The organism is Nonomuraea sp. H19, from assembly GCF_052068215.1.
Classification (GTDB): Bacteria; Actinomycetota; Actinomycetes; order Streptosporangiales; family Streptosporangiaceae; genus Nonomuraea.
Genome location: NZ_JBQHCV010000009.1, coordinates 198,596 through 225,039, shown reverse-complemented (window position 1 = coordinate 225,039; position 26,444 = coordinate 198,596). Strand labels below are relative to the sequence as shown.

Here is a 26,444-nt window from a genome sequence, read left to right as displayed (position 1 = left end):
CACCGGCCCACCGCGGGAGATCACATGGTGATGTCCTCGAGCATCTCCGTCACCAGCGCGGCGATCGGAGAGCGCTCGGACCTGTTCAGCGTGACGTGCGCGAACAGCGGGTGGCCCTTCAGCTTCTCCACCACCGCGACCACGCCGTCGTGCCGGCCCACCCGCAGATTGTCGCGCTGGGCGACGTCATGGGTGAGTACGACGCGCGAGTTGGCGCCGATCCGGCTCAGCACGGTCAACAGCACCCCGCGCTCCAGCGACTGGGCCTCGTCCACGATCACGAACGCGTCGTGCAGCGAGCGGCCGCGGATGTGCGTCAGCGGGAGCACCTCCAGCATGCCCCGGTCCAGCACCTCCTCGATCACCTCGGGGGAGGTGACGGCGCCCAGCGTGTCGTAGACCGCCTGCGCCCACGGCCCCATCTTCTCGCCCTCGCCGCCCGGCAGGTAGCCGAGCTCCTGGCCGCCCACGGCGTAGATGGGCCGGAAGACGACGACCTTGCGGTGCTGGCGGCGCTCCAGGACCGCCTCCAGGCCCGCGCAGAGCGCCAGCGCCGACTTGCCGGTGCCGGCCCTGCCACCGAGCGAGACGATGCCGATCTCGGGGTCCATCAGCAGGTCGAGCGCGATGCGCTGCTCGGCGGAGCGGCCGTGCAGGCCGAACACCTCGCGGTCGCCGCGTACGAGCCGCACCGACTTGTCGGGCAGCACCCTGCCGAGCGCTGAGCCCTTGGCCGACAGCAGCCGCAGGCCTGTGTGCGTGGGCAGTTCTCTGGCCTCGTCCAGGTCGGCGGTGCCCTGTTCGAAGAGCCCCTCGACGTCGTCGGTGGTCACCTGGATCTCGGCCATCCCCGTCCAGCCGGACTCGTGGACCAGCTCGGCGCGGTATTCCTCCGCCGACAGGCCGAGCGAGGCCGCCTTGACCCGCATGGGCAGGTCCTTCGACACCAGGACGACGTCGCAGCCTTCGGCGGCCAGATGGCGCGCCACGGTCAGGATGCGCGTGTCGTTGTCGCCGAGGCGGAATCCCACGGGCAGGATGGACGGATCACTGTGATTGAGCTCAACCCTGATCGTGCCATCCCCCGTCGGCATCTGCTCGTCGAGCCTGCCGTACTGGATCCGCAGATCGTCGAGGTAGCGCAGCGCCTTTCTCGCGAAGTAGCCGAGCTCGGGATGGTGCCGCTTACCTTCCAGCTCCGTGATGACCACGATCGGAAGGACCACGTCGTGCTCGGCGAATCTGGTCATGGCCGCCGGGTCGGCGAGCAGGACCGAGGTGTCCAGCACATACGTGCGCTTGGGCTGGTTCGTAGGGTTGCTCGAGGACACTGCCACACGTTCTCCCCCGGGCGCCCAACATTCGGGCACCCTGCAGACGAGGCGGGATTCGGACCGGACCCGCGTCCCCGACCGCGAACTGCCGGGCGGCGCCGGGTTCCGGCCCCCTCGGCAGGTGTTGGTGCAAAGGCGGGCCCTCTCCGGAGTGTCCGGCCTGTGGCCGGACACTTCTTACGTTACGTCCTTGATGCCCGATTGTCGTGTCAAGAACCGTAACGACGGTGCCTCGCGGCGTAGTCGCGCAGCGCCCGCAGGAAGTCGACCCTGCGGAAGTCCGGCCAGTAGGCCTCGTGGAAGTAGAACTCGGAATGAGCGCTCTGCCACAACATGAAGCCGGACAAGCGCTGCTCGCCCGAGGTCCGGATGAGGAGATCCGGGTCGGGCTGGCCGCGAGTGTAGAGATGCTCCGCGATGTGCTCGACATCGAGTACCTCGACGAGGTCCTCGATGCTCGCCCCCTTGCTCGCTTGCTCCTGGAGGAGTGAGCGCACCGCATCGGCAATCTCACGTCTTCCTCCATACCCAACTGCAACGTTCACAATCAGGCCGGGACGGTGTGATGACGCTTCTTTTGCATTTTTGAGGACATTCGCCGTCCGGTCGGGGAGCAGGTCAAGCGCGCCGACCGGGCTGATCCGCCAGCCCTCGGCCACGAGCTCCTGCGTGACGTCCTCGATGATGCGCAGGAGAGGCTCCAGCTCCTCCCTCGGCCGGTTGAGGTTGTCGTTGGACAGCATCCACACGGTGACGACCTCGACGCCGGTCTCCCGGCACCAGTTGAGCAGCTCGGAGATCTTGTCCGCGCCCTTGCGGTGGCCGGTGGCCACGTCGCGCATGCCCATGGCACGCGCCCAGCGGCGGTTGCCGTCGATGATGACCCCGACGTGCCGAGGGATGCTGTCCTTCGACAGCTTGGCCTCCAGCCGGCGCTCGTACAGCCGGTAGACGAGGTCGCGCAGGCCCACGGAGTGCCTCCCCAGCGGTGCTGTGCCTTCGGTCCTTTGACCCAACAGGTCATTATCACCGCGATTCGCCCGTGCCTGCTCCCTCTATCGGATTCCTCACCAGATCCCTACCCGCCAGACACCTCTCGGCCTCTTCCACGAGACCCCGTACGAACGCCGACAGCTCGCCCGACGTCAGCACCGCCCGCAGGCCCACGCCCGTCGCCCCCCACGCCTCCACATAGGCCCGCCTGATCAGCCGCCACTCGCCGCCTCCGCCCCGCCGGGGGACCCAGAGCGGGATCGTCCTGAGCTGGCAGCGCAGCTCGCCGCCGCCGACCAGGCTGGACCTACTGCGATAGCGGAAGGAGAACAGCTCGCCGTCGGGCTCGTCGCCGGGGAACCTGTCGTCGGGATCGGCCCATCGTCTGGCCGCTCCCATGCCCCGGCGGGCCTGGTCGACGCCGCATGCCAGGCGGGCGAGCAGCCAGCCGCACCGCTCACCGACGCTTCCGTACGGGGTGCCGTCGCGACGCAGCTCCAGGGTGACCTCGTACGGCGTGCCGAGGCTGTCCGTGCACGCGACAGGCGTGACGGTCAGATAAGATCCATCGACGCAGCGTAGTCCCCCCATCTCTCCACTGTTTCCTGCCGAAATCTCACTAAACCCGACTTTGTGGCACCAGACCCCCACGATTCAGTGGTGTTTCTCTGGCACCAGACGGGACCACCAACGGGGCTTGGGAGGCGGATTCTGCGGCATCCTGCCGCGTTCGCGTAGCCAGGCGGCGAAGTCGTCGGCGTCGGTGCGGTAGTCGGGCGGTGGCGCGCTGCGGGAGCGGGCGTAGGCGGCGAACTCGGCGGCCAGGTCGGCTCCCGCGGCGATGGCGGCGTCGGGGCGGATCCTCGCCACGATGCCGCGCCGCTTGGCGATCAGGCTGGCCGCCTGCGCCCGCATCCGTTCCCGGTCGAAGCCCTCGGGGAGGTCCGCCCCGGCGACCAGCGCCGCGACCAGCCGTCCCTGCGCCTCGGCCAGCCGCCGCTGTGCCGCGGCGAGCTCTTCCCGGTCGGTCACCGGGTCTCCCTCGCCGGTGACATCGCGGCCCTGATCCGGGACAGCTCCCCCGCCAGCACCGTGTCGCTCGGGTATTCGTCGTCCCACTCCAGCAGCACGCCCGGCGGGGTGGCGCGGGCGCACAGCTCGGTGAGCACGTCGAGCACCGGCTCGGGCGCGGAGGTGGTGTGCGTGTCGTGCCAGATGCCGTGCTGCTCATATCCGCCGGCAACGTGCACGTAGGCCAGGTGTTCCAGAGGGAGCGTGTCGAGCGCGGCCACCGCCGACAGGCCCAGGTTGAACTGGTTGGTGTAGAGGTTGGCCACGTCGATCAGCAGCTTGATCCCGGTACGCGCGACCAGCTCGGCGAGGAACTCGGCCTCGGTCAGCTCGTCGTCGGGCCAGCCGAAGATGGCCGCGACGTTCTCCAGGGCCAGCGGGACGGGCAGCGCGTCCTGCGCCCGGCGCACGTTCTCGGTGATGACCCGCAGGGACTCGCGCGTACGCGGGACGGGCAGCAGATGGCCCGCCTCCAGGCCGCCGCCGCGGACGAAGGCCAGGTGCTCGCTGACCAGCGGCGCGTCCAGGGCCTGCGCGCAGGCGGCCAGGTGCGCGAGCCGGTCCGGCGACGGCGGCTCGGCGCCGCCGACGCCGAGCGACACCCCGTGCGGGATCACCGGCACACCCCTGGCCCGCAGCACCTCCAGCGACTGGGGCAGGCGGGCGGGCTTGACGTTCTCGGCCACCACCTCGACGAACTCGACGCCCGCCATCCGCTCGATCGTCAGGTCCAGCTCCGCCCGCCAGCCGATCCCTACGCCCAGATTCGCCACATCAGCCCCTCTCCTGTCGGACCCTCCGCGCAGCCACGGCGGGCTGGGTACCGAGAAGACGTATGAAGCAGGCGTAGCGGTTCCGTCTGCTCAGATACAGTTCCGCGCCCTGTGCTGCGCGCCGTCAGCTGCTGCCGCCGCAGCTCGACCCACCGCCACCGCAGCTGGACGACGACCCTCCTCCGCAGCTCGACCCGCCACTGCCGCAACTGGACGACGAGCCTCCTCCGCAGCTCGATGAGCCGCCGCCGAAGTCCAGGCCGCCGTAGGAGTCGCCGCCGCCGCTGTGGGTCCCGCAGGATCCGGCGCAGTCGGCGGACGGGTCGCCGGCCGACAGCTCGTCGCAGAGCGTCTGGTCGCCGGCGTCCGCGAGGCCGTACAGGGCGACGGGCACCCCCACCGCCATGGCCAGCGAGCCCGGGTCGCGCAGCCCTCTCGGGTGGTAGCCGCGAGCCGAGCTCAAAACCTCGCGCCCCTCGCGGGTGATGACGTTCCGCAGCCTCCGGCGCTGCTTGCGGAGTTTGGCGAGGCCGTTGAGGAAGGCCATCACGGCGAAGAACAGCGAGATGAAGAACGCCGGTGAGTGCCCGGCAGGGCCGGCCACGGCCAGCACGATCGCCAGCACCACGAAGCCGGCGGCACCGGCGACAACGAACTCCAGTTGCTCCCTGAGCCGCCACGCCCTGGCGAACGCCTGCTCGGGCACGATCAGGCCGCGCCGTTCGAGGCCGGCGGCCAGCTCGGCCAGTGCCGGGGCGCCGCGAGCTCACGCCGCAGCTCGCCGGCCCGGTAGCCGCCCGGCCTGGTCGCCAGCACGTCGAGCACGGCCTGCTCGATCGGCACCGGCGAGGGCGGCGCGCCGTAGACGGGGGTGACCTGCGAGCCCCGTGACACGCGGATGGCGCCGGCCGTCGCCAGGACGGCCAGCGCCGTGTTGATGGCCCTGCGCGGGCCACCGGACAGGTACGCCAGCTCATAGTGCGACAGGGCGTGGCCGACGCCGCTGAAGGCGAGCTCGCTGACGCGTCTGCGCTCGCGTTCGACTCGTTGCTCGGCTATGCCGACCAGGAGCACCAGGCCTAACGCGGCGACGACGAGGACGTAGTCCACGATGGCCCTCCCTCATGAGTACGGCGGTCGGGCCAGATTAAGGCCGGAGCCGCCGTACCCCACAAGGGGTTTCGCTCACCCGAGGCGGTCGAGCAGCGCGTTGTACTCGTCCCACAGCTCCTTGGGCAGGTGCGAGCCGAACTTGTCGAAGTGGGCCGGGATCAGCGCGGCCTCCTCACGCCACACCTCGCGGTCGACCGACAGCAGCGTGCCCATGTCCTCCTCGGACAGGTCCAGGCCCTCGGTGTCGAGCTCGGCGGGCAGCAGCCCGATCGGCGTGGGCACGGCCTTGGCCTCGCCGTTGAGCCGCTCCACGATCCACTTGAGCACGCGGCTGTTCTCGCCGTAGCCGGGCCAGATGAACTGGCCGTCGGCGTTCTTGCGGAACCAGTTGACGTAGTAGATCCGCGGGAGCACGGCGTCCGCGCGACGGCCGACCTCCAGCCAGTGGCCGAAGTAGTCGCCCATGTTGTAGCCGCAGAACGGCAGCATGGCGAACGGGTCGTGGCGCAGCTCGCCGACCTTGCCCTCGGCCGCGGCGGTCTTCTCGGAGGCGACGTTGGCTCCGAGAAAGACGCCGTGCTCCCAGCTCAACGACTCCGTCACCAGAGGGACGGCGGTGGCGCGGCGGCCCCCGAACAAGATCGCTGAGATGGGCACGCCCTTGGGGTCCTGCCACTCGCGTCCGATGGTCGGGCACTGGGAGGCCGGAGTGGTGAAGCGGGCGTTCGGATGGGCGGCCGGCTCGTCGCTGTCCGGCGTCCACGAGCGGCCCTTCCAGTCGGTCAGGTGCGCCGGGGGCTCATCGGTCAGGCCCTCCCACCACACGTCGCCGTCGTCGGTGAGCGCGACGTTGGTGAAGATGCTGTTGCCCCAGAGCGTCTTGATCGCGTTGGCGTTGGTGACCTGGCCGGTGCCGGGCGCGACGCCGAAGAAGCCGGCCTCGGGGTTGATCGCGTAGAGGCGGCCGTCGGCGCCGAAGCGCATCCAGGCGATGTCGTCGCCGATCGTCTCGACCTTCCAGCCCGGGATGGTGGGCTGGAGCATGGCGAGGTTGGTCTTGCCGCACGCGCTCGGGAAGGCGGCGGCGATGTAGCGGGTCTCGCCGGACGGCGGCGTGAGCTTGAGAATCAGCATGTGCTCGGCCAGCCAGCCCTCGTCGCGGGCCATGACGCTGGCGATGCGCAGGGCGTAGCACTTCTTGCCGAGCAGGGCGTTGCCGCCGTACCCGGAGCCGTAGGACCAGATCTCGCGGGTCTCGGGGAAGTGGCTGATGTACTTGGTGGAGCTGCACGGCCAGGGCACGTCGACCTGGCCCGGCTCCAGAGGGGCGCCGACGGAGTGGACTGCCTTGACGAAGTCGCCCCGCTCTTCGATGAGACGCAGCGCCCTGTCGCCCATCCTGGTCATGATCCGCATGGACACGGCGACGTACGCGGAGTCGGTGATCTCCACGCCGAGCTGGGAGATCTCGCCGCCCAGCGGGCCCATGCAGAACGGCACCACGTACATCGTCCGGCCGCGCATGCAGCCCTTGAAGAGCGTGCCGAAGGTCTTGCGCATCTCGGCCGGCGCGATCCAGTTGTTCGTCGGCCCGGCGTCCTCTTCGCGCTCCGAGCAGATGAAGGTGCGGTCCTCGACCCTGGCCACGTCGCTGGGGTCGGACTTGGAGTAGAAGCTGTTGGGCCGGGCGGCGAGCCGCGTGAAGGTGCCCTGCTCGACGAGGAGGTTGGTCAGGCGCGTCCACTCCTCCTCCGAACCGTCGCACCACTCGATCCGGTCTGGCTGGGTCAGGGCTGCTATCTCGTTCACCCATGCGGCCAATTCGCTATTGCTCGTCGGCGTGGGCACTGCCACCGAAACAGACACGTCTGCGACTCCTCCACTCTCTCAGGGCCCAGTCATCATTAACGACGAAGCGGCTGGAAAGCCAATTGGCATAGACCTGTTGGCGTAGCCGTCGCCGCAGGCAGCGGCCCTGACGATTGGGGGAGCCTACCCATGCGGAGCGGATTTAAAAAATTAATTCCCGGCAGTGGTCCAGTCCAATTGGGCTGGTCTAAACCAATTTCCGCAGTGGTTTAGTCCATTGCTCGGGCCGTTTCCGCTGGACGGTCTCAGGAATTGACGTCCGGGCCCGCGGAGCGAACTCTGTCGACGTGCTGGAGCGCGTCACGCAACTCGGCGAGCCACGTGTCGGTGTTCTTGCCGACCAGGCGTACGCACCAGGCCAGTGCGTCGCTGCGACTCCTGGCCACCCCGGCGGCCACGAGCGTGTCCAGGACCTGGCGTTCCGCCTGGCGCAGCCGGGTCATCACGGGCACGGAGAGTGTGGTGAACATCACAGTCTCGCCGCCGCAGCTCACGCCCCAGGAGACCTTCTGCCGGAACCTGTGCTCGGCCTCCCTGGCGATCTCGATGCGCCGCTCCCGCGTCTCTTCCCGGAACCGCCTGATCAGTCCCTCGATCAGAGCCGCCCGCTCGGCCTCGGGCACCTCACCGGGCGGATCCGGCAGCACTCCGACCACCGCGATCTCCTCGCGATCCCTGACGATCTCCGGCGCCCCCGCGAACCACCCTTCGGGCAACCGCCCGGTGAACCAGCCATGAACCTCGGCCGTCGTTTCGTCTGTAGTCATGTAATTGAGATTACACACTTGCACCGAAAATGCACGTGCTGGCGGCTCACAACTTCCCCGCAACCGGCCAACGGGTCACCACGGAGCCGGGCAACATGGGCTCGCGTAACGGCGGCACGCCACTGACCGGTCAGCGGCCGTTTCCTGGACAGAGGCAAGCCGGCGGCGGCGGGTGGCCGGCCACGGCAGCGCGTAAAGGATGGTTATCAAGCCACCGGTCAGCGGCCGTTTCCCTGGACAGAGGCGAGCCAGCGACGGCGAGTGGCCGGCCACGGCAGCGCCTAACAGATAGAAAAGACGAAAGCGGTTAACGCACCCCGGCCGCGGCGGCGGGGCTTACTCTTACGACGCCGGCGAAGCCGCGGGTGTGGACGGGGGAGATCTTGACCACGTCGCCGGTGCGTGGGGCCTGGATCATCTTCCCGTCACCCCAATAAATCGCCACATGCGAGATATAACCCGGATTCGTCGGGTCAAGGCGCCAGAAGATGAGGTCACCCGGCTGCGCCTGCGACAACGGCACCTGCGGCCCGGCCACCCACTGCTGGTGCGTCACTCGTGGCATCCGCACCCCGGCCTTGGCGAAGGCCCACTGGACCAGCCCGGAGCAGTCGAACGTGTCAGGCCCTTCGGCCCCCCACACGTACGGCCGGCCCAGCTTGGAAGCGGCGGCCTTCAGCGCCACCATGATCTGGTCGCCGGTCATGAACGAGCCGGTCGGCCAGTTCTGCTTGGCGGTCTGGGGCTGCGGCAGCACCGGGTTGACCATGACGACCTGCGTGCCTTTGGGCAGCACGTCCAGGATCTTGTCGCGGAGGGTGGCGGAGTTGGCGTCGGGGGCGCTGACGATGAGCGCGTTGTCGCGCGGCAGGCCGAGCGTGCGCCCCACGTTCTTGGAGACGACGGCGTCCACCGCGCCGAATCCGGTGGTGGCGTACGCGCCGATCCGCAGCGGCCCCGCCGGGCCGTCCACGTGACGATGCAGCGTGAGCCCGCCGTCGCTGCCGAGCACGAAGGAGACCGCCACGTCGCCGGCCGCGACGTTCTGCCACAGCGCGTCGGAGGAGGCGGTCACCTTGGGCGTGTAGGACCGGAACGTGGACGGGTTGACCGCGAGCGTCTGCACCCGCTTGCCGTCCAGCGTGACCGACGCCGCGTCGGCGAGTTCCAGCGCCCGCACCCCGCGCAGCTTGGCCACCTTCTGTAACAGCTCGTTGGTGAAGGGCTTGCGGGTGAGCACGAACAGGTTGGGCTTGTGCAGCTTGCGCAGCGGCGCGACCGGCTCGACGGCCTTGGTGGTCTGCTTCGGTTGCTCGTGCGGCTGCTGCTGCGCCATCAGCGTCTGCTTCGGTGCGGGCTGCTGGCGCAGCGGCTCGCTCTGCGGACCGGATTGCGCCAGCAGCAGCACGTCAGCGGTCAGCACCGCGACCAGCAGCACCACGATGAACGGCACCAGCTTGTACGGGTCGCGCCGCTTACCCGTCTTGACGAGAAAACCGAGATCCTGCCGGATTCCAGAGCCATGCATGAATTCCGCCGGGCCAGCGGGGACCCGGCGGTTTGTTTCCAGGGGTGTCAGTTGCCGATGTACGGCACTGCCTCGAGGATCTCGACGGTGTTCTGGCGCCCGTTGGGGAGCGAGTAGGTCGCCTTCTCCCCGATCTTCTTGCCGTTGATCGCCGCCCCGAGGGGGGACTTGGGCGAGTAGACGTCGATCGGTGCTCCGCTCTCCTCACGGGAGGCGAGCAGGAAGGTGACCTCGTCGTCGTCGCCGACGAACCGGATGGTCACGGTCATTCCGGGGCCCACGACCCCTTCTGCCTTGGGCGCCTCTCCCACCTGGGCGTTGTCGAGGATCTGCCGGAGGTGGAAGATCCGGGCCTCCATCTTGCCCTGCTCGTCCTTGGCGGCGTGGTAACCGCCGTTCTCGCGCAGGTCGCCCTCTTCACGGGCGGCCTCGATCTTCTTGGCGATGTCGACGCGCCCGGGGCCAGAGAGATATTCGTACTCCGCCTTCAGGCGGTCATACGCCTCCTGCGTCAGCCATGTGACGTTCTCATCGCGAGAGTCGGCCACGGGTTCTCCTTGCTTGCCTAGGGGGCCCTGAGATCACTTGAGGTTTCCAACGGTTGAATTGCGAAAGGCTAACAACTTAACCGCTCGAACGCTTCCCCAAATGTCTCACTATACGAGATTGCAGTACTGGATGTGGACGGACGTGGCCTGACCACTGGTGTCGAGGCTTTCCTTGAGCTGCTTACTACCCTCACCAGCCGGGATTCTTACTTCCTTGCTTCCCACTTCCGCGTGATTGACATCCAGAGCCCTGATCCGGCAGACCGCCACCCTATCGTCTGGCTTGTACACCTCAAAGGTGATCTCGGCTCGTGTCGGGCCCTCGACGCTGAACGTCACGACCTGCGCCGGCGCCTCCGAGCCTCCGGCCGTCATCGACCACATCACGTAGCCCCACCCGCCCGCGATGATGGCCACCAGCACGCCGATCACCACGTGGACGACGAGCCGGCCGCCTCGTCTGCGACGATCGGGCAAGTCATCGGGTGTGCCGAGAACGGGGCCGTTCTCGACATCTCTGGTGACCATGGCGGAATCTCCCTGCACTCCCTCAGCGTTATCCGAGACAATTGTCGCCCGCGGGGGTCCCAGTACAAGACCTGGCCCTCCGTAACCGCATGCAGACAAACTAAGCGACCGGTCCGACTGAGGAGACATCGAGCCCGTGAGTGCACCGCTGAGGCTGATGGCCGTCCACGCCCACCCCGACGACGAGTCGAGCAAGGGCGCCGCCACGATGGCGCGTTACGTGCGTGAAGGCGTGGAAGTGCTGGTCTGTACCCTCACGGGCGGCGAGCGCGGGTCCGTACTGAATCCGAAGATGGACCGCCCCGAGATCGTTGCCAACATCGGGGAGGTGCGCAGGGCGGAGATGGACCGCGCGCGCGAGATCCTCGGCGTGCGGCAGCAGTTCCTGGGCTTCATCGACTCGGGGCTGCCGGAGAACGAGGAGGAGCAACTGCCCGAGGGCTGCTTCGCCCTGCAGAAGCTCGAGGACGCCTCCCAGCCGCTCGTGGCGGCGGTGCGCGAGTTCCGGCCGCACGTCATCATCACCTACGACGACGACGGCGGCTACCCGCACCCCGACCACATCATGACCAACAAGGTGTCCGTCGAGGCGTTCGAGGCGGCCGGCGACCCCGACCGCTACCCGGGCACCGGCGACCCGTGGCAGCCGCTGAAGCTCTACTACCAGATGGGCTTCACCAAGGAGCGATTCGAGGCGCTGCACGAGGCGATGACCGAACGCGGGCTCGGCTCCCCCTACGCCGACTGGATCTCCCGCTGGGAGGACCGCCCGGCCAAGTGGCCGGTCACCACCCGGGTGCCGTGCGGCGACTACTTCGACATCCGCGACGAGGCGCTGAAGGCGCACGCCACCCAGGTCGATCCCGACAGCTGGTGGTTCGTCTGCCCGCGGGAGCTGCAGCAGGAGGTCTGGCCGACCGAGGACTACCACCTGGCGCGCTCGCTGGTCGACACGGAGCTGCCGGAGGACGACCTGTTCGCGGGCATCCACGCCGAGGACGTCTCCCCCGCCTGCCACTGAACGGACCGCCCATACCCGGTGGCAGACTGGAAGTGTGAACGTTCTAGCAGCCGGTGAGGTGAGTCCGGGTCTCCTGGGCTTCGTCGTCGTCGCCCTCATCGGGGTGGCTCTTTACATGCTGATCAAGTCGATGAACAAGCAGATGTCGAAGATCCAGGTACCGCATGAGGGTGACGCGGACGACAAGAAGGCCGAGTAGATGGCGATCGAAATAGTCGACAACTCGACGGAGAGCCGCTTCGAGGTTCTCGTGGACGGCACGGTCGCCGGGTTCGCCGACTACCGGCTGCGGCCCACGAAGATCATCTTCACGCACACCGAGGTGCGGCCCGAGTATGAGGGGCAGGGGCTGGCGGGCAAGCTGGTCGGGCACGCGCTCCAGGCGAGCGCCGACACCGGGCTCCGCGTCGTGCCGGTCTGCCCCTACGTGGCGAAATACATCGAACGCCACCCGGAGTTCAAGGAGCTCGTGGACGGCTGATCACTCCGGCGCGGGCGACCAGGCGCGCTCCAGCGCCTTCGGCAGCCCCCACCAGCCCAGCGGTGTGAGCACGTCGTCCTCGTCCACGACGCCGAGATAGCCCCACAGCGCCACCACCGACGCGAACAACCGCTCGGTCGCGTCGATGTCGTCGTCGTCCTGGTCGTCGATGTCGAGGTCGATGTCCTCGGACTCGGCGATGAGCCGGGCCATCCGCTCGGGCGAGGCCAGCACCCCGGGACCCATTCTGGCCAGCGCCGCCACCCCGGCCAGCCAGTCGGCGTGCTGGATCGCGCACAGGTTGGCCAGCGCCGCGTCCTCCGCGCTGAGCTCTCCCTCGAGATCGGCGAACTCCTCCAGCACGTCCCCGTTCTCCGAAAGATCGGAAATGGGCCCGGCGATGCCCGCCGCGACCGCCAGCCACAGCTCCCTGTCGTCGTCCGGCATCGGGTGATCCTCGAATCCGGCGCAGGCCCGCAGCACGTTGGCGGGGTAGCCGGGCAGCGCGAGCAGCGCGCGCAGGCGGGCCCCTGCCGCGTCCAGCTCGGCGGCGGGCAGCTCGGGCTGCTTGGGCAGCTCTCCGACGATGCGCCGCAGCTCGGACAGCGCGAAGGCCTCCTCCTCGTCCCAGGCCGAGAACAGCTCCGCGTCCTGCTCGTCGTTGACCGCCGCACCGGGCACCCGCCCGTCGGGCAGCGGCGTGCTCAGCCAGCGCTCCTGCAGTTCCTCGTACGCCGCCCGCGCCTCCCGGTCCCCCGCCGCCAGCGCGTCGGGATCGATCTCCCCGGCCGCGACGCGCTCCTCCAGGTAGGCGACCAGCCGGGCGAACATCTCGGCGGCCACCGGCCCGCGCTCGTCCTCCTCCGGCCAGACGAAATAGCTGGGCGTCATGAGGATCGGCTCGGTGCCGGTGGACTCGACCCAGCGCTGCACGTCGCCGACCGTGGCGACGCCCGCCTCGATGGAGCTGAGCGTGGCCTTGGCGGAGTCCCAGAACGGGAGCGAGAGCGGGTTGCCCGCCGCCATCATCGCGCGCCGCAGGTCGGGCAGCTCGACCAGCGCGACCCCGGAGGGCACGGCGAGCAGCGCCCTGGCCACGTCCCTGCGCGTCAGGGCGGTAGCGGGGCGTCCGGCGTAGGCGCAGACAAAGTCCATATCCACGCTCCGTAACCTACGCCGTGCTACGGTCCCGAGTCAGCCGCGGGCCCCCTGCAGCCCCCCAGGCACCGCTGGACCATGGCCTTCACGCCGCCCTCTCCCGCCTGCCGCATTCCGCGCGGTGGATGGGACGGGCAGCGCAGGCGCTGGGGCGCCGACGGGGAGGGAGCCTGAAGGGCGGGTGCACCGGTCAGGAAGGAGGGCGGTTTAGGGTGAGGCGAGGGAGGTCATGATGAACCGCTTGAAAGACGCCACCAGCCCCTACCTGCTGCAACACGCCGACAACCCGGTGGACTGGCACCCGTGGGGCGAGGAGGCGTTCGCGGAGGCCCGGCGCCGGGACGTGCCCCTGCTCATCAGCGTGGGCTACTCAGCCTGCCATTGGTGTCACGTCATGGCCCATGAGAGCTTCGAGGACGCCGCCACCGCACGCCTCATGAACGAGCACTTCGTCAACATCAAGGTCGATCGCGAGGAGCGACCGGACGTGGACGCCGTCTACATGGGCGCCACGCAGGCCATGACGAATCAGGGCGGCTGGCCGATGACGGTGTTCGCGACGCCCGACGGCCATCCGTTCTACTGCGGCACCTACTTCCCGCGACCCCACTTCCAACGCCTGCTCACCGAGGTCCACAACGTGTGGACCGGCGACAGGGAGACCGTGCTGAAGCAGGGCGCGAAGGTGGTCGAGGCGCTCAACGCGCACAGCATGCTGCCCAGCGGCGCCGTGCCCGGCGAGGAGACGCTGGCGGAGGCCGTACGCAATCTGCGGGAGGCCTTCGACCCCGTCAACGGTGGTTTCGGCAGGGCGCCCAAGTTCCCGCCGTCCATGGTGCTGGAGTTCCTGCTGCGGTCCGGCGAGCGCGAGATGAGCGGCAAGACGCTGGAGGCGATGGCCCGCGGCGGCATGTACGACCAGCTCGGCGGCGGGTTCGCCCGCTACAGCGTGGACGCGGAATGGGTCGTTCCGCACTTCGAGAAGATGCTCTACGACAACGCGCTCCTGCTGCGGGTCTACACCCACTGGTGGAAGGCGGGCGGCGGCGATCTGGCCCGCCGGGTGGCGCTGGAGACGGCCGGCTGGATGCTGCGCGAGCTGCGCACTCCTGAAGGCGGGTTCGCCTCGGCCCTGGACGCCGACAGCGAGGGCGTGGAGGGCAAGTTCTACGTCTGGACGCCCGAGCAGCTCCGCGAGGTGCTCGGGGAGGACGACGGGCGGTGGGCGGCCGGGTTGTTCGACGTCACCGGCACGTTCGAGCACGGCACGTCCGTGCTGCAGCTCCCGCGCGACCCCGAGGACCCCGCGCGATACGCGAGCGTGCGCGAGCGGCTGCTCGCCGCCCGTGAGCAGCGGGTACGCCCGGGGCGCGACGACAAGGTCGTGGCCTCGTGGAACGGCCTGGCGATCGCGGCGCTGGCCGAGACCGGCGTGGTGTTCGAGCGGCCGGACCTCGTGGCGGCGGCCACGGAGGCGGCGGAGCTGCTGGCCGGCACGCACGTGCTGAACGCCAGGCTGCTGCGCACGTCGCGGGACGGCCGGGCGGGCACGAACGCCGGCGTGCTGGAGGACTACGCGAACGTGGCCGAGGGGCTGATCGCGCTGTACGGCGTGACCGGCGAGGCCAGGTGGCTGCGCCTGGCGGGATCGCTCCTCGACGTCGTGCTCGACCGGTTCACCAATGGAGCGGGCGGGTTCTACGACACGGCGGACGACGCCGAGCGGCTGTTCCAGCGGCCACAGGACCCCACGGACAACGCCACCCCGTCGGGCCAGTACGCGGCCGCGGGCGCCCTGCTCTCCTACGGGGCCCTGACCGGCTCCGCACGCCACCGTGAGGCCGCCTACGCCGCACTCGGCACCGTCTCCGTGCTGGCCCCGGCGCATGCCCGGTTCGCCGGGTGGGGACTGGCGGCGGCGCGGGCCGCGTTGGAGGGGCCGGTGGAAGTGGCCGTCGTCGGGCCGCCGGACGACCCGCGCACCGCGGCGCTGCACAGGGAAGCGCTGCTGGCGGACGCGCCAGGGCTGGTGGTCGCGCTCGGCGCCGGCGACTCGGCCGACAGGGGCGCTGCCGGAGACCCGCTCATGCCGCGCGCGGAGACGTTCCCCGCGTTGCTCGAGGGCCGCGGCCTGGTCGGCGACGCCCCTGCGGCGTACGTGTGCAAGGGCTTCACCTGCCGGATGCCCGTCACGACGGTCGAGGCGCTACGGACCGAGCTGGCGCGGCGCCCATAGCGGGCCCTTGACGGACGCGGCGCCCGTAGCGAGCCCCTGCCGGAGCGCGGCGCCCGTAGCGAGACCCCGCTGGCTGTGGGGCCGGATCGGGCGGCGTGTCAGCCCGGTGGGCGGTCTCGGTTCTGGCCGGTGTCGGCGGTGGGGTCCGTCGTGGGCTGGTCGGGGAACTGCGTGGGCGGTGGCCCGCTCTGCTCCGGCCGGTTGTCCGGCCGGTTGTCGTTCGGCGCCTCCGTCACCGGCGGGTCGGTGGCGGGGGGCTCGCTGAAGTCGGGCTCGGGCGTGTTCCACTGGTCCGGGTTCGCCGGCGGCGTGTACTCCTGCGAGGGCACCTCCCGGCCCTGGTCCGGAACGGAGTAGTCGTTGGAGTAGCCGTAGTCCGACGGCTCCGGGAACTCCTCGACCGGTTTGCCCGCCATGGCCTCGGTCATGAAGGCCCGCCAGATCTGCGCGGGCAGCTGCCCGCCGAACTGCGTGCCGTATCCCGGGATCGTCACCGTGGCGTTGTCGTCGCGGAACATGTCGACCGCCACCGCGAGCTGCGGTGTGTACCCGTTGAACCACACCGACTTGGACTTGTCCGTGGTGCCCGTCTTGCCGGCCACCGGGCGGTCGTAGAGCCGGGCGGCGGTGCCGGTGCCGTATTTGACGACCTGCTGCATCGCGTACGTCGTGTCGGCCGCGGCCTGATCGCTGACCACCCGCGTGGAGACCGGCTTGATGACATCCTTGCGGCCCGTGCTGTCGGTGACCGACTTGATCACGTGGGCCTCCATGTGGACGCCCTTGTTGGCGAACGTGGAGAAGCCGGAGGCGTTCTGGACGGCGCTGACGGAGGCCACGCCGAGCGGGAAGGTGGCGGCCTGCTCGTGCTGCTCCAGCTGGGCGGCGGGGATGCCGGCCAGCTCGGCGGTCTTGGCGACCTTGCCCAGGCCCACTTTCTGGCCGAGGTCCACGAACGCGGTGTTGACCGAGTTCTGGGTGGCGGCCACCAGGTCGATCTGGCCGTACGAGCGCCCGCTGTCGTTGGGGATGGGCTTGGACGCGGACGCGACCCGCAGCGGCGAGTTGCCGTCGACCCTGGTGGACAGGTCGAAGCCGTTGTCCAGGGCGGCCGCCAGCGTGTACGGCTTGAACGTGGATCCGGCCATCACCTTGGCCGAGAACGCGCTGTCGTAGTAGGCCGACTGCGAGGGACGGCCGCCGTAGAAGGCGACGACCTCGCCGGTGGCCGGATCGACGGCGGCCAGGCCCGTACGCACCTTCTTGGGCGTGGACTCCGGCAGCACCTCCTTGACCGCCCGCTGCGCCGCGCCCATGAGCTTCCTGTCGAACGTGGTGACGATCTTGAGCCCGCCGCTGTTGATGTCCTCGTCGGTGTAGCCGCGCCGGTTGAGCTCGGCGGTCACCTGCTCCAGCATGTATTGGGCCTGGCCCTTGAGCTCGAACGGCTTCTTCGGCGCCGTCAGCTCGGGGAACTTCTGGGCGGCGACCTGCTCGGGCGTCAGCGCGCCCGTCTGCCTCATCGCGTCGATCACCGACTTCCAGCGCTCCTGGGCCGCCGCGAGGTCGGCGCCCTTGGGGTCGGCGAACCGGCTGGGCTGCTGGATCACCGCCGCCAGGTAGGCGCCCTCGGCCACGCTCAGTTTGTCGACGTCCTTGCCGAAGTAGGCCCGTGCGGCCGACTGGACGCCGTTGGCGCCGCGCCCGAAGTAGATCGTGTTGAGGTACTGCTCCAGCACCCAGTCCTTCGACTTGGACTGGTCGACCTTCATCGCGATGAGGATCTCTTTGAACTTGCGGGTGACGGAGCGCTCCTGGCTGAGGCCGCTGTAGTAGTTGCGCACGAGCTGCTGGGTGATCGTCGAGCCGCCCTGGAGCTGCTGCCCGGTGACCGTGGACCAGACCGCCCGCGTGGTGCCCTTGAGGGAGACTCCGGCGTCCTCGTAGAACGAGCGGTTCTCGGCGGCGATGACCGCGTCGCGCACGTGCACGGGCACCTTGGCCAGCGGGACGACCTTGCGGTCGACGCCCTGCCGGGCGAGCACGCCCTTCCCGTCGCGGTAGTAGATCACCGAGCCCTGCGCGGTGGCCTCTTTCTGCGTCGTGTCGGGAATGGGAGTCATGGCCCACGCGACCGCGAAAAGCCCGACCAGGAGGAGAATTCCCGCGCCAATGGAGATCAGGAGTAGTCGGAGAATCCGCCGCTTTCGCATCCCGTTTCCTCCACCGCCTCGCACCCTCAACCCCCTCTTCCAGCTTCGCCCAACTCAACGCCGTGCAACCCCGCAAGCTGGGCGAATGCCAAGGTTAAACGATCGACGACGGTGCCTCGTCCTCTTGCGATAGTAACTACTACCGCGACCCGCGACGCGGAACATCGGCGACCAAGGGCAGCACTCGGTAAGGAACCGGGGTGTCCAGGGCGATGATCGAATTAGTCCGGAGTACGCCCTGAACATCGACGATCTGGTCGATAACTCGCTGCAAATCGGCATTCGTCCGGGCCACCACGCGGCAGAGCAGATCGCTGTCGCCGGTGATCGTGTGCACCTCCAGCACCTCGGGGATGTCGGCCAGCCGGTGCGCCACCGGATCGTGTCCGGCGACCTGCCTGATCTCCATGGTGACGAACGCGGTGACGTCGTAGCCGAGCGCGGCGGGCGACACGTCGGGCCCGAACCCGGTGATCACGCCGCGCGCGATCAGCCGGTCGAGCCTGGCCTGTACGGTGCCGCGGGCCACGCCGAGCCGGCGCGAACATTCGAGCACGCCCAGGCGGGGCTCGGCGGTCAGCAAGGCGAGCAGTCGGGCGTCAAGGTCATCGATCGTCATGCTGTACACATCTACTGGACATTTCGCACGGTGACTAGGCAGATTGTGCACTCTTGAAAGTAACTCTTGCGCAACTCGTCCAGGAAAATCGAGAGTTGTCGGTATGAGCGATGTTTTTCCGGTTAACGGGATGGATGCCGTGGTCTTCGCTGTGGGCAACGCCAGGCAGGCGGCCCACTACTACTCGACCGCGTTCGGCATGAGGCTGGCGGCCTACCGAGGGCCGGAGAACGGCAGCCGCGACGCGGTGTCGTACGTGCTGACCTCGGGCGGTGCGACGTTCGAGTTCCGGGGCTCGCTGCGGCCGGGCACGGACCTCGCGCGGCACGTCGCCGCGCACGGGGACGGCGTGATCGATCTGGCCCTGCAGGTGCCCGACGTGGAGGGGGCCTACGCGCACGCCCTCGCGCACGGGGCGAAGGGGCTGGCGGAGCCGTACACGATGGAGGACGAGCGCGGCAAGGTGCAGCTCGCGGCCATCGCCACGTACGGCGAGACGCGGCACACGCTGGTCGACAGGTCCAACTACGGCGGCGCGTACCTGCCCGGTTACGTCCCCGCCGAGCCGCTGGTCGCACCGCCGCCGACCAAGGGCGGGCGGCTGTTCCAGGCCATCGACCACTGCGTCGGCAACGTCGAGCTGGGCAAGATGGACGAGTGGGTGGAGTTCTACCGCAACGTCATGGGCTTCACCAACATGGCCGAGTTCATCGGCGACGACATCGCGACCGAGTACTCGGCCCTCATGTCCAAGGTCGTGGCCGACGGCACGCGGAAGGTCAAGTTCCCGCTCAACGAGCCGGCCGTCAGCCGCAGGAAGTCGCAGATCGACGAGTATCTGGAGTTCTATGGCGGTCCAGGCGTGCAGCACATCGCGCTGGCCACCAACGACATCCTGACCACGGTCGACCACATGCGCGCGGCCGGGGTGCGGTTCCTGGAGACACCGGACTCGTACTATGAGGATCCCGAGCTGCGGGCGCGCATCGGGAAGGTGCGGGCGCCGATCGAGGAGCTGAAGAAGCGCGGGATCCTCGTCGACCGGGACGAGGACGGCTACCTGCTGCAGATCTTCACCCAGCCGGTGCAGGACCGGCCCACGGTCTTCTTCGAGCTGATCGAGCGGCACGGCTCGCTCGGATTCGGCAAGGGCAACTTCAAGGCCCTGTTCGAGGCGATCGAGCGTGAGCAGGAACGCAGGGGCAACCTTTAGTTTGCCCTGACTTAGTACTGGTCATCCCGACTTCATGGGATCACCACCGGGGCTGGCGGGATGCCGGCGGGCGGCTGCCCGCCGGCATCCTTGACCGGCCCATCGTCACGTCGTGTCCGTGCCGTTCAGCTGGACGAGCTGGGATCGCGTCTAGGATCGTGCGACGACGCCTGCCTTACTCAGGGTAATATTCCCGTCACTAATTGAAGGGGGCTCGTTCGCCTATGCGGTCCAGGAAGGTAGCGCTGCTGGCGGCGCTGATCAGCGCGCTCGCCTGTGCGCCCGTCGACGGGCCGCGACAGTCGGTGGAACGGGGTGACGGGGCGCCGCCGTCGGCGTCAGCGCCGGCAGCGGCGATGCCCGGCGCGCCGGGCATCGGCGACACCGACTTCCCCAAGGACGGCAACGGCGGCTACGACGTCTCCCACTACGACATCGCCATCCGCTACACGCCCGCGACCAAGCGGCTCGACGGCGTGACCACCATCCAGGCCGCCGCCACCCAAGCCCTGTCGAGCTTCAACCTCGACCTGTCCGGACTCGACGTGCGCCAGGTGACCGTCGACGACACGCCGGCGACCTACACGCGCCAGGGCGACGAGCTGACCGTGCGCCCGGCCCGGCCGATCGGCAACAGCTCCCGCTTCGCGGTGAAGGTGTCCTACTCGGGGGTGCCCGAGCCGGCCAAGGACCAGGGCAACCTGGGGACGTACGGCTTCGTGCCGACGGCCGACGGCGCGTTCGTGGCCTCCGAGCCCAACGGCTCCAAGACCTGGTTCCCCGCCAACGACCATCCCGCCGACAAGGCCGCCTTCGACTTCACGATCACCGTGCCCGCCGGGGTGACGGCCCTGGCCAACGGCGAGATGGTCGGGCAGCCCACGACCGCGGGCGGCAAGACCACCTACCGCTGGCGCGAGCGGAACCCGATGGTGACCTATCTGGCGACGGCCACACTGGGCAAGTTCGAGCTGCGCCAGGGCCGCACGCCCGCCGGCATCGCCAACCTGGCGGCCGCCGACCCGAGGTTCAAGAGCTCACTCGATCGCCTCTACACCACCACCGCCGAGGTCACCGACCACTGGACCACGGTCTTCGGCCCCTACCCGTTCGGCTCGACCGGCGGCGTGGTCGACGACTACGCCGCCGGATACGCGCTGGAAAACCAGACCAAGCCGCTCTACGGGGGCTTCGACCCGGGCGAGAGCATCATCGTGCACGAGCTGGCCCACCAGTGGTTCGGCAACAGCCTGAGCATCAGGCGATGGAAGGATCTCTGGCTCAACGAAGGCTTCGCCACCTACGCCGAGTGGCTGTGGTCAGAGCACAAGGGCAGGCGCACCGCCGAGGCGATCTTCACGCAGTACCACAGCCGCCCGGCCACCGACCCCATCTGGAAATACCCGCCGGGGCGGGCCCGGCCCGACGACCTGTTCAACCAGTCGGTCTATTCGCGCGGCGCCATGACGCTGCACGCCCTGCGCAAGGCCGTCGGCGACCAGACGTTCTTCCAGCTCCTGAAGCAGTGGGCCGCCGATCACCGCTACGGTCACGTCACGACGGACGAGTTCGTCGCGCTCTCCGAACGCCTGTCGGGCAAGGAGCTCGACGCCCTCTTCGACGCCTGGCTCTTCCAGCCGCGCCGCCCGAGCTGATTCCTCCGGCCTGACCAGGGCCGAAACGCTTTTCGTCGCTCGGTCCAAGTACGGGTGTAAGGCGAACGACGAAGGGAGCGAGGCCAGTGCGCCTCAACGAAGACCCCGCGGCCTTTGAGGCCTTCTATCGCCGCCACGTCGATGCCGTACTGAAATTCGTGACTCGGCGGGTGAGTGATCCTCATCTCGCCGCCGACCTCACAGCGGACATCTTCCTGGCGGCCCTGGACTCGGCTCACACCTATGTCCCCGGCCGGGGCAGCGAGATCGCATGGCTGTACGGCGTGGCGCGCAACGTCGTGTCGGCCCGGCATCGCCAGGCGGCCAGGGAGGCGCGGGCGACCGGCCGCCTCGCGGGCCGCAGGCTGATGGACGACGACGATCTCGTTCGCATGGAGGAGCGGATCGACGCCGAGCGCCGGATGCGCAGCGCTCTGGAGGCCATGGCGGGCCTGCCGGAGGGCGAGCGCGCCGTACTGGAGCTCGTGGCGATCGATCAGCTCACCGTCTCCGAAGCCGCCAAGGCCCTGGGCATCAGGCAGGTGACCGCACGAGTCCGGTTACATCGGGCGAGACGAGCCCTGGAAAACGTCGCTTCGCCGGCACCTGTGTACGTGGAAGGACAGGCATGAGCAACTTCGAAGATCGCCTTCTCAGTGCACTCAAGGAAGAGATCACGACGAGAACGGCGGAGGACAACATGACCACCACTGTCACACCGGTTCAGCGTGGCTCGCGGCGGCGCCTCTTGGGGCTGTCCGCGGCGGCGGCGGGGCTCGCTACGGCCACCACGGCCGTAGTGGCTCTGACGGGGATCGCCGGCAGTCCGGCGTACGCGGTCACGAAGGGTTCGGACGGCGCGGTCAGCGTGCGGATCGAGTCGTTCACCGACCCTGAGGGGCTGGAGGCCGAGCTGGCCGACGCCGGTGTCAAGGCGGTCGTCGACTACCTGCCGTTCGGGCAGACCTGCAAGTCTCCCCGTGGCGAGCCGGGGTCCCTCCAGGGGCAGTTCGCGGTGAGCATGCGCAAGGAGGGTGACGGCATCTCGTTCACGATCGAGAAGGGGCAGGTTCCGGAGGGCGAGACGCTCGTCCTGGCGGTCTCCCAGAGCAGGGACGGCTCGGAGGGGGCGCCGTTCGGCAGCTCTCTGGAGGTGGTGAAGGGGGCGGTCGCGGACTGCGAGCCCACCGCGATGCCCGCCCCCGGCTCGCCCCGTGGCCGGGGCGGCGACTCCGGTTTCCACACCAAGAACGACGACGGCACGAACACCGGTCCGAGCACGGACTCGGTCACCGAGTAACCCACTCTCCAGGGCGGCTTCCTCACGTCGCCGTCCTGCCCTCGACCCGGCGGCCTCCACACTGTGACAGCCGACGGGGCGATCAGGCCCGGCGGCCCTCCCGAGCAGCGGGGCCGCCGGGCCTTCACCTCCAGTAGCTCTCCTCCGCCAGGATCAGCGCGGCGGCGCCCACCAGCCCGGCCTCCTGGCCCAAGGCGGCGGGCATGACCTTGACCCGGCGCGCGAACTCCATCCTGGCGTGCTCGCGCAGCGCCTCGTCCAGCGGCCCGAACAGCGGCTCGCCGGCCTGCGACAGCCCGCCGCCGATCGTGACCAGGTCCAGATCGCACAGGTGGGTGGCCGAGGCGATCGCGATGCCCAGCGCCCGCCCGGCCCTGCGCATCGCCCGCACCGCCGCCGGATCACCGGCCCGCGCGTCGGCCGCCAGCGCCCGCGCCGTGACCGCCCGATCCTCTCGGTACGTCCCGTCCTCCCAGACACTCGCCTCTGGCCCTGGCTGTGGCCCTGGCTGTGGCCCTGACTGTGGCCCTGGCTGTGGCCCTGACTGTGGCTCTGGCTGTGGCCTTGGCCCGTCGCCACCAGCCCGCCCGGACCGCACGGCAAGGGCCGGTCCGGGCTGTGCGGCGGTGCTCGGCACCCAGCCGTGGTCCAGGGCCCAGGCGGTCAGGGCCGGGCCCCGGGCGACGGCCTCGAGACAGCCGCGACCGCCGCAGCCGCATGGCGGGCCGCCCTCCGGCTCGACCACAACGTGCCCGATGTGCCCGGCGTTGCCGGTACCGCCGTTGACCAGCCGCCTTTGCAGGATCAGGCCGCCGCCGACCCCTGTGGAGACCACCATGCCCAGCATGTCGGCGCTGCCCTGCCCGGCGCCCTTCCAGTGCTCGGCGACGGCCAGGCAGATGGCGTCATTGTGCAGGCGTACCGGTGAACCGGGGAAGCGCGCGGCCAGCCGGGCGCGCAGGGGGAAGCCGCGCCAGCCGGGGATGTTCAGGGGCGAGACCTCGCCGTCGGGCCAGATCATGGGCCCGCCGCAGCCCACACCCACCCCTTCGACGCCGTGCGACAGCGGCTCGATCAGCTCGACGAGCGTCTTCCACAGGGTCGAGGCGTCCGCGTCCTGCGGTGTCGCGACGCGCTGGGACCGCACCACCGTCCCGTCCGGGGCCACCAGGCCGGCGGCCATCTTGGTGCCCCCGACGTCGATCGCGAGGATCAAGGACGGCCTTCTCTGCTCATTGCCTCACTCCGTTCGGCGGGCTCGGTCGCCCTACGCCGCTGCGGCTCATGAGTTACCCGCTGTGCTGGAGAAGACCAGGATAGAGGCGGTGAAACCGTGCACGTGGTTGTGGCCCGCGACGGGGCCGACCTCGCCGGCCGCGAAAAAGCCGGCCATGCCGATCGGCCCGAGCGTGTCGCGAAGGGCGACCGGGTCGTGGTCCGCGGTGCCGAACATGGCCGAGCCCCGCCCGTTGCACGAGAACAGCAGCGCCCCGTCCACCTTGCCGAGCTGCTCCCGGTGGGCGTCGAGCATGTCGTACAGGTCCTCGTCGGCCGTGGCCGCGTCGCGTACCTGGAAGCGCACGGTCCTGCCGATCTCCACGATGTCGCCGATCGCCACGGCCTCGCGTTCGGGGTCGATGCCGATGACTCCCCTGATGAGGAAGTCGCCGCGTTCGTGGCGTTCGGCGTACTCGTCCATCGCGATGCCGATCTGCAGCCCGGCGGCGACCAGCTCGCGGTCGTCCTCGTCCAGCTCGCTGACGATGTCCTCCAGCCGGGCCAGCGCGGGCTGGCCGGCCAGTTCCAGCAGCAGGTTGTCCTCCGACGCCGTGACGACCATGCTGGGGCCGATCGGGCGGCAGCCCTGACTCACCACGGTGCTGACCTTCAGCGGTCCGCTGAGCAGCACGCCGATCGCGCCCTCGGTGTAGATGCGGCCGTCGGCGAAGAGCCGTACGGAGCCGCGCCCCTGCAGCCCGTTGGCCAGCCCGCCGATCAGCGGCAGTTCGCCGAGCACGTCGACCGAGCGCTCGACGAAGGCGTCGGCCGGGAACGTGTACGGATCCGCGAGCAGTATCGCCACATGGTCGTCCGCGCCGCGCTCAGGCAGCCCGACCACCACGAACTTGTCCTCGGCCGCCAACGTGTCCAGCGCGAACGTGGTCAGCCGCGCCCCGTCCAAAGTGGCCGCCCAAGCGCTCACGGCAGGCGTCAGCTCCACGCCTTGCCCGTCTCCGATCACCCCTGTGGCGCTGCATCCGATCACATGTGCGCCGGGCGCGAGCTTCATCGCGGCCTGACCGGCCCGCGCGACATCGTCCGGATCATCGCCGCAGATGAAAAAGCAGACCAGGTCGGCCTGGCCGCTGAGCCTCGACAGTGCCTGACTGACGGCGTTCTGCGCGGCCTCCACCAGGTCGGAACCCACGGCGAGGCCGTCGGCGAAGCGGCTTGTCAACACGGCCACGGGTCTCGCCTCCCTCGACATTCCAAGTTCCCTAGGCCCGATTCTCCCCACTAGAAGGACAAGCATGTACACGAACCGTCACGCAATAGCCAAGATCCGAAATCTCCGCCAGATGCGAAACTCTCTGCCGCATTCCTCGCTGGGGACGTAGTCTCGTTCCCGTGCATCAGCCACGTATTCTCCGCGAGTTGCGAGAGAGCGGCCACGTTCATCGCACCGTCAAAGCCGAGGTCCGCGAAAATCTGCTGGCCAAGCTACGGGCGGGTGAGCCCAGGTTCCCGGGCATCGTCGGGTTCGACGACTCCGTCCTGCCGAACCTGGAGCGGGCCCTGCTCGCCGGTCACGACCTGGTCCTGCTCGGTGAGCGCGGCCAGGGCAAGACCCGGCTCATCCGCACCATCACCGGCCTGCTCGACGAGTGGACCCCCGTCGTCGAAGGGTGTGAGATCAACGACCACCCTTACGCGCCGGTCTGCACGCGCTGCCAGGCGCTGGCGCGGGAGCTGGGCGACGAACTGCCGGTCGCGTGGAAGCACCGCGACGAGCGTTACGGCGAGAAGCTCGCCACGCCCGACACCTCCGTAGGCGACCTGATCGGCGACATCGACCCGATCAAGATCGCAGAGGGGCGGACGCTCGGCGACCCCGAAACGGTCCACTACGGGCTCGTCCCCCGCACCAACCGCGGCGTCTTCTCCGTCAACGAGCTGCCCGATCTTGCCGAGCGCATCCAGGTGTCGCTGCTCAACGTGCTGGAGGAGCGCGACATCCAGGTGCGCGGCTACAACCTGCGGCTGCCGCTCGACATCCTGCTCATCGCCAGCGCCAACCCCGAGGACTACACCAACAGGGGCCGGATCATCACGCCGCTGAAGGACCGCTTCGGCGCGGAGGTCCGCACCCACTACCCGCTCACGGTCGAGGACGAGCTCACACTCATCCGCCAGGAGTCCGTGCCGGACATCGGGGCCGACATCCCGGAGCACCTGGTCGAGGTGATCGCCAGGTTCACCCGGCTGGTCCGTGAGTCCACCGCTGTGGACGCCCGCTCCGGCGTGTCCGCGCGCTTCTCGATCGCGGCCGCCGAGACCGCCGCGGCCGCCGCCGTACGCAGGGCGGCCCTCACGGGCGAGGAGCAGGCCGTCACGCGCGTGGTCGACCTGGCCACCGTGGTGCACAGCCTGCGGGGCAAGGTGGAGTTCGAGGTCAGCGAGGAGGGCAGGGAAACCGAGATCCTGGCCCACCTGTTGCGCAGGGCCACGGCGGAGACATTCAGGAACCGGTTGGGCGGCATGGACCTGTCGGCGGTGACCGACAAGTTCGCCGAGGGCAACCAGGTGGAGTCCGGTGAGCTGGTCCCGGCCGGCGAGCTGCTGCACCGCATGGGTCCCGTGACCGGCTTGGCGAAGATCATGTCGAGGCTCGGCATGGGCGCGGGCGAGGAGTCGCCGGGTCACGCCGCGGCGGCGCTGGAGTTCGCGCTCGAAGGGCTTTACCTCATGCGTCGCCTGTCCAAGGAAGACCTTGACGGAGTGACGGTCTACCGGACGTGAACAT

Annotated in this window: 26 protein-coding genes; 9 read left to right on the top strand and 17 right to left on the bottom strand. The window is 69.3% G+C overall.

The genetic code is table 11. The features are described 5' to 3' along the window. Positions 1–20: 20 nt before the first annotated feature. The 12 genes from ACTMTI_RS21940 to ACTMTI_RS21885 all read right to left on the bottom strand — a co-directional run bounded on the left by ACTMTI_RS21940 (position 21) and on the right by ACTMTI_RS21885 (position 10,524). Positions 21–1,337 carry a PhoH family protein gene (locus ACTMTI_RS21940; protein ID WP_441122316.1) on the bottom strand — a complete coding sequence of 439 codons (1,317 nt, stop codon included), beginning with the start codon at positions 1,335–1,337 and terminating at the stop codon, positions 21–23. Positions 1,338–1,543: 206 nt separating this feature from the next. Next, entirely contained in the window at positions 1,544–2,305 is a 762-nt protein-coding gene (locus ACTMTI_RS21935; RefSeq protein ID WP_441122315.1) for an isoprenyl transferase, read from the bottom strand. A 55-nt stretch (positions 2,306–2,360) separates the two neighbouring features. Beyond that, on the bottom strand, positions 2,361–2,918 hold the full coding sequence (locus tag ACTMTI_RS21930; protein WP_441122314.1) for a hypothetical protein: 558 nt from the start codon (positions 2,916–2,918) through the stop codon (positions 2,361–2,363). Positions 2,919–2,981: 63 nt separating this feature from the next. Next, positions 2,982–3,359 (bottom strand): hypothetical protein, encoded by a 378-nt coding sequence (locus ACTMTI_RS21925; protein ID WP_441122313.1) that lies wholly within the window; start codon positions 3,357–3,359, stop codon positions 2,982–2,984. After that, positions 3,356–4,171, bottom strand: a complete 816-nt coding sequence (locus ACTMTI_RS21920; RefSeq protein WP_441122312.1) for a DUF692 domain-containing protein — start codon at positions 4,169–4,171, stop codon at positions 3,356–3,358. Before ACTMTI_RS21920 ends, ACTMTI_RS21925 begins: the two co-directional genes overlap by 4 nt. Positions 4,172–4,295: 124 nt before the next feature. Further along, positions 4,296–4,877 carry a hypothetical protein gene (locus ACTMTI_RS21915; RefSeq protein WP_441122311.1) on the bottom strand — a complete coding sequence of 194 codons (582 nt, stop codon included), beginning with the start codon at positions 4,875–4,877 and terminating at the stop codon, positions 4,296–4,298. A gap of 2 nt (positions 4,878–4,879) precedes the next feature. Beyond that, the gene (locus tag ACTMTI_RS21910; RefSeq protein WP_441122310.1) at positions 4,880–5,281 is read right to left on the bottom strand and encodes a TIGR04222 domain-containing membrane protein; all 402 of its coding nucleotides are present in this window, start codon (positions 5,279–5,281) and stop codon (positions 4,880–4,882) included. A gap of 75 nt (positions 5,282–5,356) precedes the next feature. Continuing rightward, entirely contained in the window at positions 5,357–7,150 is a 1,794-nt protein-coding gene (locus tag ACTMTI_RS21905; protein ID WP_441122309.1) for a phosphoenolpyruvate carboxykinase (GTP), read from the bottom strand. 248 nt (positions 7,151–7,398) lie between these two features. Next, entirely contained in the window at positions 7,399–7,920 is a 522-nt protein-coding gene (locus ACTMTI_RS21900; protein ID WP_441122308.1) for a hypothetical protein, read from the bottom strand. Between the two features lie 307 nt (positions 7,921–8,227). Beyond that, positions 8,228–9,448 carry a C40 family peptidase gene (locus ACTMTI_RS21895; RefSeq protein WP_441122307.1) on the bottom strand — a complete coding sequence of 407 codons (1,221 nt, stop codon included), beginning with the start codon at positions 9,446–9,448 and terminating at the stop codon, positions 8,228–8,230. Between the two features lie 47 nt (positions 9,449–9,495). After that, positions 9,496–9,996 carry a transcription elongation factor GreA gene (gene greA, locus ACTMTI_RS21890; protein ID WP_043628806.1) on the bottom strand — a complete coding sequence of 167 codons (501 nt, stop codon included), beginning with the start codon at positions 9,994–9,996 and terminating at the stop codon, positions 9,496–9,498. Positions 9,997–10,104: 108 nt separating this feature from the next. Continuing rightward, positions 10,105–10,524, bottom strand: a complete 420-nt coding sequence (locus tag ACTMTI_RS21885) for a DUF4307 domain-containing protein (RefSeq protein ID WP_441122306.1) — start codon at positions 10,522–10,524, stop codon at positions 10,105–10,107. A gap of 136 nt (positions 10,525–10,660) precedes the next feature. On the opposite strand from ACTMTI_RS21885, the gene mca reads away from it, so the two are divergent. The 3 genes from mca to ACTMTI_RS21870 are packed head-to-tail and all read left to right on the top strand — an operon-like array spanning position 10,661 to position 12,026. Beyond that, positions 10,661–11,545, top strand: a complete 885-nt coding sequence (mca, locus tag ACTMTI_RS21880) for a mycothiol conjugate amidase Mca (protein WP_441122305.1) — start codon at positions 10,661–10,663, stop codon at positions 11,543–11,545. A gap of 34 nt (positions 11,546–11,579) precedes the next feature. Further along, the gene (locus tag ACTMTI_RS21875; protein ID WP_441122304.1) at positions 11,580–11,744 is read left to right on the top strand and encodes a hypothetical protein; all 165 of its coding nucleotides are present in this window, start codon (positions 11,580–11,582) and stop codon (positions 11,742–11,744) included. After that, positions 11,745–12,026, top strand: a complete 282-nt coding sequence (locus ACTMTI_RS21870) for a GNAT family N-acetyltransferase (RefSeq protein WP_441122303.1) — start codon at positions 11,745–11,747, stop codon at positions 12,024–12,026. Here the strand turns inward: ACTMTI_RS21870 and ACTMTI_RS21865 are convergent, their stop codons facing one another. Beyond that, positions 12,027–13,181, bottom strand: coding sequence for a hypothetical protein (locus ACTMTI_RS21865; RefSeq protein ID WP_441122477.1), 1,155 nt, complete (start codon positions 13,179–13,181; stop codon positions 12,027–12,029). A 232-nt stretch (positions 13,182–13,413) separates the two neighbouring features. On the opposite strand from ACTMTI_RS21865, the gene ACTMTI_RS21860 reads away from it, so the two are divergent. Next, positions 13,414–15,420, top strand: a complete 2,007-nt coding sequence (locus ACTMTI_RS21860) for a thioredoxin domain-containing protein (RefSeq protein WP_441122302.1) — start codon at positions 13,414–13,416, stop codon at positions 15,418–15,420. A gap of 98 nt (positions 15,421–15,518) precedes the next feature. Here ACTMTI_RS21860 and ACTMTI_RS21855 read toward each other — a convergent pair whose 3' ends face one another. Beyond that, positions 15,519–17,543: a transglycosylase domain-containing protein gene (locus ACTMTI_RS21855; RefSeq protein ID WP_441122301.1), complete on the bottom strand. Its 2,025-nt coding sequence runs from the start codon at positions 17,541–17,543 to the stop codon at positions 15,519–15,521. A 229-nt stretch (positions 17,544–17,772) separates the two neighbouring features. After that, on the bottom strand, positions 17,773–18,252 hold the full coding sequence (locus ACTMTI_RS21850; RefSeq protein WP_441122300.1) for an Lrp/AsnC family transcriptional regulator: 480 nt from the start codon (positions 18,250–18,252) through the stop codon (positions 17,773–17,775). Positions 18,253–18,382: 130 nt separating this feature from the next. Between ACTMTI_RS21850 and hppD the strand changes: the two genes are divergently transcribed. The 4 genes from hppD to ACTMTI_RS21830 all read left to right on the top strand — a co-directional run bounded on the left by hppD (position 18,383) and on the right by ACTMTI_RS21830 (position 22,420). Next, entirely contained in the window at positions 18,383–19,465 is a 1,083-nt protein-coding gene (hppD, locus tag ACTMTI_RS21845; protein WP_441122299.1) for a 4-hydroxyphenylpyruvate dioxygenase, read from the top strand. Positions 19,466–19,689: 224 nt separating this feature from the next. Next, a complete protein-coding gene (locus ACTMTI_RS21840; protein ID WP_441122298.1) occupies positions 19,690–21,120 on the top strand; it encodes a M1 family metallopeptidase in 1,431 nt (476 codons plus the stop codon). 86 nt (positions 21,121–21,206) lie between these two features. After that, entirely contained in the window at positions 21,207–21,752 is a 546-nt protein-coding gene (locus ACTMTI_RS21835; protein WP_441122297.1) for an RNA polymerase sigma factor, read from the top strand. Further along, entirely contained in the window at positions 21,749–22,420 is a 672-nt protein-coding gene (locus tag ACTMTI_RS21830) for a hypothetical protein (RefSeq protein WP_441122296.1), read from the top strand. Before ACTMTI_RS21835 ends, ACTMTI_RS21830 begins: the two co-directional genes overlap by 4 nt. A gap of 124 nt (positions 22,421–22,544) precedes the next feature. On the opposite strand, the gene ACTMTI_RS21825 is transcribed toward ACTMTI_RS21830, so the two are convergent. Both ACTMTI_RS21825 and ACTMTI_RS21820 read right to left on the bottom strand, forming a co-directional pair. Continuing rightward, positions 22,545–23,636: an ROK family protein gene (locus ACTMTI_RS21825; protein ID WP_441122295.1), complete on the bottom strand. Its 1,092-nt coding sequence runs from the start codon at positions 23,634–23,636 to the stop codon at positions 22,545–22,547. A gap of 66 nt (positions 23,637–23,702) precedes the next feature. Then, the gene (locus tag ACTMTI_RS21820) at positions 23,703–24,878 is read right to left on the bottom strand and encodes an FIST signal transduction protein (RefSeq protein ID WP_441122476.1); all 1,176 of its coding nucleotides are present in this window, start codon (positions 24,876–24,878) and stop codon (positions 23,703–23,705) included. 170 nt (positions 24,879–25,048) lie between these two features. Here ACTMTI_RS21820 and ACTMTI_RS21815 point away from each other — a divergent pair, with 170 nt between their 5' ends. After that, the gene (locus tag ACTMTI_RS21815; protein WP_441122294.1) at positions 25,049–26,440 is read left to right on the top strand and encodes a sigma 54-interacting transcriptional regulator; all 1,392 of its coding nucleotides are present in this window, start codon (positions 25,049–25,051) and stop codon (positions 26,438–26,440) included. Positions 26,441–26,444: the final 4 nt, after the last annotated feature.

Bases quoted from the DNA above. Each gene is read 5' to 3' on its own strand.
- ACTMTI_RS21930 (WP_441122314.1), bottom strand. From the start codon at position 2,918: ATGGGGGGACTACGCTGCGTCGATGGATCTTATCTGACCGTCACGCCT.
- ACTMTI_RS21900 (WP_441122308.1), bottom strand. From the start codon at position 7,920: ATGACTACAGACGAAACGACGGCCGAGGTTCATGGCTGGTTCACCGGG.
- ACTMTI_RS21895 (WP_441122307.1), bottom strand. From the start codon at position 9,448: ATGCATGGCTCTGGAATCCGGCAGGATCTCGGTTTTCTCGTCAAGACG.
- ACTMTI_RS21885 (WP_441122306.1), bottom strand. From the start codon at position 10,524: ATGGTCACCAGAGATGTCGAGAACGGCCCCGTTCTCGGCACACCCGAT.
- ACTMTI_RS21870 (WP_441122303.1), top strand. From the start codon at position 11,745: ATGGCGATCGAAATAGTCGACAACTCGACGGAGAGCCGCTTCGAGGTT.
- ACTMTI_RS21865 (WP_441122477.1), bottom strand. From the start codon at position 13,181: ATGGACTTTGTCTGCGCCTACGCCGGACGCCCCGCTACCGCCCTGACG.
- ACTMTI_RS21860 (WP_441122302.1), top strand. From the start codon at position 13,414: ATGATGAACCGCTTGAAAGACGCCACCAGCCCCTACCTGCTGCAACAC.
- ACTMTI_RS21855 (WP_441122301.1), bottom strand. From the start codon at position 17,543: ATGACTCCCATTCCCGACACGACGCAGAAAGAGGCCACCGCGCAGGGC.
- ACTMTI_RS21850 (WP_441122300.1), bottom strand. From the start codon at position 18,252: ATGACGATCGATGACCTTGACGCCCGACTGCTCGCCTTGCTGACCGCC.
- hppD (WP_441122299.1), top strand. From the start codon at position 18,383: ATGGATGCCGTGGTCTTCGCTGTGGGCAACGCCAGGCAGGCGGCCCAC.
- ACTMTI_RS21840 (WP_441122298.1), top strand. From the start codon at position 19,690: ATGCGGTCCAGGAAGGTAGCGCTGCTGGCGGCGCTGATCAGCGCGCTC.
- ACTMTI_RS21830 (WP_441122296.1), top strand. From the start codon at position 21,749: ATGAGCAACTTCGAAGATCGCCTTCTCAGTGCACTCAAGGAAGAGATC.